This window comes from Streptomyces apricus (assembly GCF_008369065.1).
Classification (GTDB): domain Bacteria; phylum Actinomycetota; class Actinomycetes; order Streptomycetales; family Streptomycetaceae; genus Streptomyces; species Streptomyces apricus.
In genome coordinates, this window is sequence record NZ_VDFC01000118.1 from 1 (window position 1) to 4,252 (window position 4,252).

General features: G+C 75.6%; 3 protein-coding genes. 2 read left to right on the forward strand and 1 reads right to left on the reverse strand.

The genetic code is table 11. The features are described 5' to 3' along the window. On the reverse strand, positions 1-1,315 hold a 1,315-nt coding region (locus tag FGF04_RS38215), incomplete at its 3' end, for a phosphatidylglycerol lysyltransferase domain-containing protein (RefSeq protein ID WP_149515988.1). Positions 1,316-1,516: 201 nt separating this feature from the next. Between FGF04_RS38215 and FGF04_RS38220 the strand changes: the two genes are divergently transcribed. After that, positions 1,517-2,635 carry an alpha/beta hydrolase gene (locus FGF04_RS38220; RefSeq protein WP_149515989.1) on the forward strand — a complete coding sequence of 373 codons (1,119 nt, stop codon included), beginning with the start codon at positions 1,517-1,519 and terminating at the stop codon, positions 2,633-2,635. A gap of 350 nt (positions 2,636-2,985) precedes the next feature. Further along, positions 2,986-4,252, forward strand: a 1,267-nt coding sequence (locus tag FGF04_RS41545; protein WP_235882726.1) for a hypothetical protein, incomplete at its 3' end; no start/stop codon positions are given.

Here is a 4,252-nt window from a genome sequence, read left to right on the forward strand (position 1 = left end):
GGGCGGGGTCCAGGAAGCCCCCGGCCTGCGGGGCCGCCACGACGAGGAGTCCGTTCGGGGCCGGGTCCGCAGCCCGGTCCGGTGCGTCCTCGCCGAGGTCACGGACACGCCGTGCCCGGGTCCCGTGGCCGGTCCGCCCGATGCGCCTCATCCTCCGGCGTACGGTGCGCATCGTGCGTCCGGCCAGGGAGAGATCCGCGGTCCCCCGCACCGCCCCGGCGTCCGGTCCGAGGGCGTCGAGGCCGGTCTCGCGGGTCCACACCTCGACGCCCGTCCCGGAGCAGCCCGTCACGGCGGGCGTCCAGGAGTGCGCGACGGCCTCGTCCATGAAGCGTTCGATCGCGCCCGGCCAGGCCTCGGCGTCGCCGATCGGGTCGCCGTCGGCGAGCATCACTCCGGAGACGACGCGGTAGGTCACGGCCGCCCTGCCGCTCGGCGAGAAGACGACCGCCCGGTCGCGGCGGAGCGCGCAGCGGCCGAGCGGGTCGCGTCCGCCGTGTTCGTCCAGCAGGGCGCGCAGCCGTGCCGCGTCGTCCTCGGTGAGGCGCGTCGCCGGGTGCTCGGGGCGTAAGGCCAGGTGGACCGTGGTCACGGCGGTCAGCAGGCCGAGCGCGCCGAGCGAGAGGGCCACCGTCGAGGACGTGGCGCCGGTGTAGTCGAGGGGCCCCCGGAGGCCCGACAGCCCGTACAGCACGTGCTCGATGCGGTCCGCGAAGCTCGGGTCGCCGACCATGCGGTCCGGGTGGACGCTGACGACGACCAGGCCGAGGACGAGCGAACCGGCGCCCATCAGGACGAAGTTGGCCACCGCCCGCCAGCGGCTGCGCGGGCCGGGCGGCGCCGTGAACCCGTCCCGGTGGCGCAGCAGCACGGCCAGCAGCGCGAGCGGGACGAGGACGCCGGCGAGGGAGTGCCGGTGGGCGAACTGGGCGAGCGCGCCCGCCGGGAGGAGCACCACCGCGGCCCGCCACGCCCGCCGCCTGCGCCGGCGCAGCCCGTGGGCCAGGAGCAGCAGCAGGACGCCCGCGCCGAGCGACAGGGCGGCGGCGGACGGGTCGAGCGCGCCCGGTGGCACCTCGACGAGGGTCTGCGCGCCGCCGTGCCGGAAGCGCGGGACGACGCCCGCGGCGACGTCCAGGACCCCCACGAGGGCGCAGGCCCCGGCGGTCCAGGCGGGGACGGTCTCGGGACGCGGCCCCCGGAGCGCCGTCCGGGATCCGCGCAGTGCCGCTCGCGAACCGCGGAGCACCGCCCGGGAGCGGCGCGTCCGTTGCGGAACGTCGCCGGACTTCTCCCGATCTATCCTGACAGACATCGCATCCCGTGGTTCTGCGAGAGACCTTGAATCCGGTGCCAATCCGGCATCCGGCGACATTGCGCCCTCTAGGACGGAGTCCTGGGGAACCAGGTTCACTCGCCTCGGGAAAGCCGCTCCAAAGGGTGAGGAAAGACCTGTGCAAGGCACCGTGAGGGCGGCGCCGGCCCACCGGTCGGAAAGCGCGGACGGGAACAGCCCATGGGTCTCACGAGCGACAAGGTGCTGGCACTGGTGGTCCTTTCGGCCGTACTGCTGTTCGCCGGCACGGTGTGGTCCTGGCCGCGGCTGGCGCGCGGCGGCGCGCTCGTCGTGGCGGGGCGGATCGCCGTGCTGACGACCACTCAGGTCGCCGTCCTCGCCTCGGTCGGCCTGGGCGCCAACCAGGCCTTCGGTTTCTACGCGAGCTGGGCCGACCTGTTCGGCCGGGAGTCGGGACAGGGCGTCGTGGCCGACCACGACGCCGGGGCCGGGTCGCTGGAGGTGGTCGGCACCCGGCGGGTCAACGTGCCGGGCGGGGCGCGGCCGCAGATCGGCGGCCGGCTCCAGGAGGTCCGTGTGGTGGGCCGCCGGACGCACCTCGCGAGCCCCGCGTACGTCTATCTGCCGCCGGAGTACTTCCAGCCGCGCCACCGCACCCGTGCGTTCCCGGCCGCCGTCGTGCTCACCGGCTATCCGGGGACGGCGGCGGCGCTCGTCAAGGGCCTGCACTATCCGCAGACCGCCCACGCGCTGGCCGCGAGCGGCAGGATGCGGCCGATGATCCTGGTCATGATGCGGCCGACCGTGGCGCCGCCGCGCGACACCGAGTGCGTGGACGTCCCCGGCGGCCCGCGGACCGAGTCCTTCTTCGCCGAGGACCTCCCCGAGGCCGTGGCGCGGCACTACCGGGTGGCCGGGGGAGCGCGGGGCTGGGGCGTGGTCGGCGACTCGACGGGGGGCTACTGCGCGCTGAAGCTCGCGATCCATCACCCGCGGACGTACGCCGCCGGGGCGGGCCTCTCCCCGTACTACCGTCCGCCGCGCGACGCGACGACGGGCGACCTCTTCCACGGGGACGGGCAACTGCGCGACGACGCCGACCTGTTCCGGTACCTGGAACGCCACCCCGCTCCCGACACCTCACTGCTCGTCAGCACCAGCCGGCACGGCGAGGACAACTACCGGGAGACGCTGCGGTTCGTCGACCTGGTCGCGGCGAAGCGACCGACCCGGATCTCGTCGATCGTCCTCGACAGCGGCGGGCACAACTTCAACACCTGGCGGCGGGAGATCCCGGCGACCCTGGAGTGGCTCAGCCGGCGGCTGGACGGGCGTTGAGCCGACGCCGGCCGGGAGCGCTGCCGAAGCCGTTCGCGAATACGCGGCCGGGCCGTGGAATTCATCCCCGGGCCGCGTCCCCTTTTCGATCTCCCGAATACGAAACGTCCGACTCCGGGGAAACCGCGCGGCAGTTGGGCGCTCGTCCGCGGACTGCCGGCGGACCGTCCGCGGACTGCCGGGGGCCGTCGGCGACACGGGTGTGCGGGCCGGTGCGGGGGCCGGGTGACGGGCCATAAGGGGCCCGTGCGGCAATTTTCGGGTGAAGGGACGGTGGGAAGGTTTCGGTGTGGCTGCGTTTTTGTCTCACGGGGCACCATCATTCGCCTACGCGCGGTAAGTTTCTGGCCATGCCACGAGGACGTCACCGCCATTCCCCACCTCTGCACCGGCTGTTGCCCCCCTCGGCGATCGCGGGCGTCTCCGCCGTCTGCGCCGTGGGGCCATGGCTGTTCTCCGCACCCTGGGTGCTGCGCGGACTGGCCGCGGCCGCCGCGCTGACGGCCGTCGTCGGCGCGGTCGTCATGCGCCGCTGGGACGCGTCGGCGGGCAGGCGCGTCGCAGACCTCGCACGCGGGCGTGCGAGCGACGAGTGGCGTCACGAGGAGCGGGTCGCCGAACTGGAGAGCGATCTGGAGGAGTCGCGCGAGCTGCGCACCAAGCTGGAGCAGCGGCTGCGCGCCAAGCGGACCGAACTGGCCGGGCTGCGCAACGAACACGCCGCGCTGCTGCGGCGGTACGCCACGGCGGAGACCGAGCGCGCCACCGCGCTGGAGGGCCGCCGGCTGCTGGAGATAGAGACGACCGCGCCGGTCCCGGAGCTGACCGCCGCGGAGGCGGAGGCGGAGGCCGACGCGGCGACGGCCGGGACCGCGGGTTCCGGGGAAGCCGCCGGTACGGCGTCCGAGGCGGCGGTGCCAGAGGCCACCACGGCGACGGTCCAGGCCGCCCTCGCGGCGTCCTCGGCGGCCTCGGTCCTCTACGTGAAGGCCAACGCGGCGCTGGAGCGGCTGGCCGGAGCGGCCGTCACCGGACCGGCCGCGGGCACCGACGGCGATGCCGACGCGACTGCGGCGGACGGCTCGACCGAGACCGAGACCGAGACCGAAGCGCAGGCACAGGGTCAGGCAGAGGTCGGGTCCGGCTCCGGCGACGACACCACCGCCGCCGCCGAGGCGGAGGACACGGCCGGGGCCCCCGCGAAGGCGGCCGACCCCGCCTCCGCCGCGTCCGGTCTAGCACGGACTGGCGCCGCGGCGAGCGTTCCTGCGCAGGCCGCGGCCGATGCCGACGGCGCCACCGCCGAGACCAAGGCCGAAACCACCGACGAAGCCGCCGCGGCGAGCGGCCCGGCTCCGGAGGACCCCGGGCCGGCCACGCCCCCCAAGGGCGGCCCGGCCAGGCGGACGTCCGCAAAGGGCGCCGCCCGCAAGGGCTCGCCCGCACCGGGCGGCCCCGGCAAGGGGGCGCTGCGGCCCGGCGGTTCGCCGAAGGCCGCGTCCGCGGCCGGCGGCACGATGACGGCCGCTCCGGCCGAGGGCGAGACCCGGCAGGAGGGTGAGACGCCGGGGAAGCCCGGGGCGGTCGGCGGACACGGCCGTACGGCCGCCGCGACCC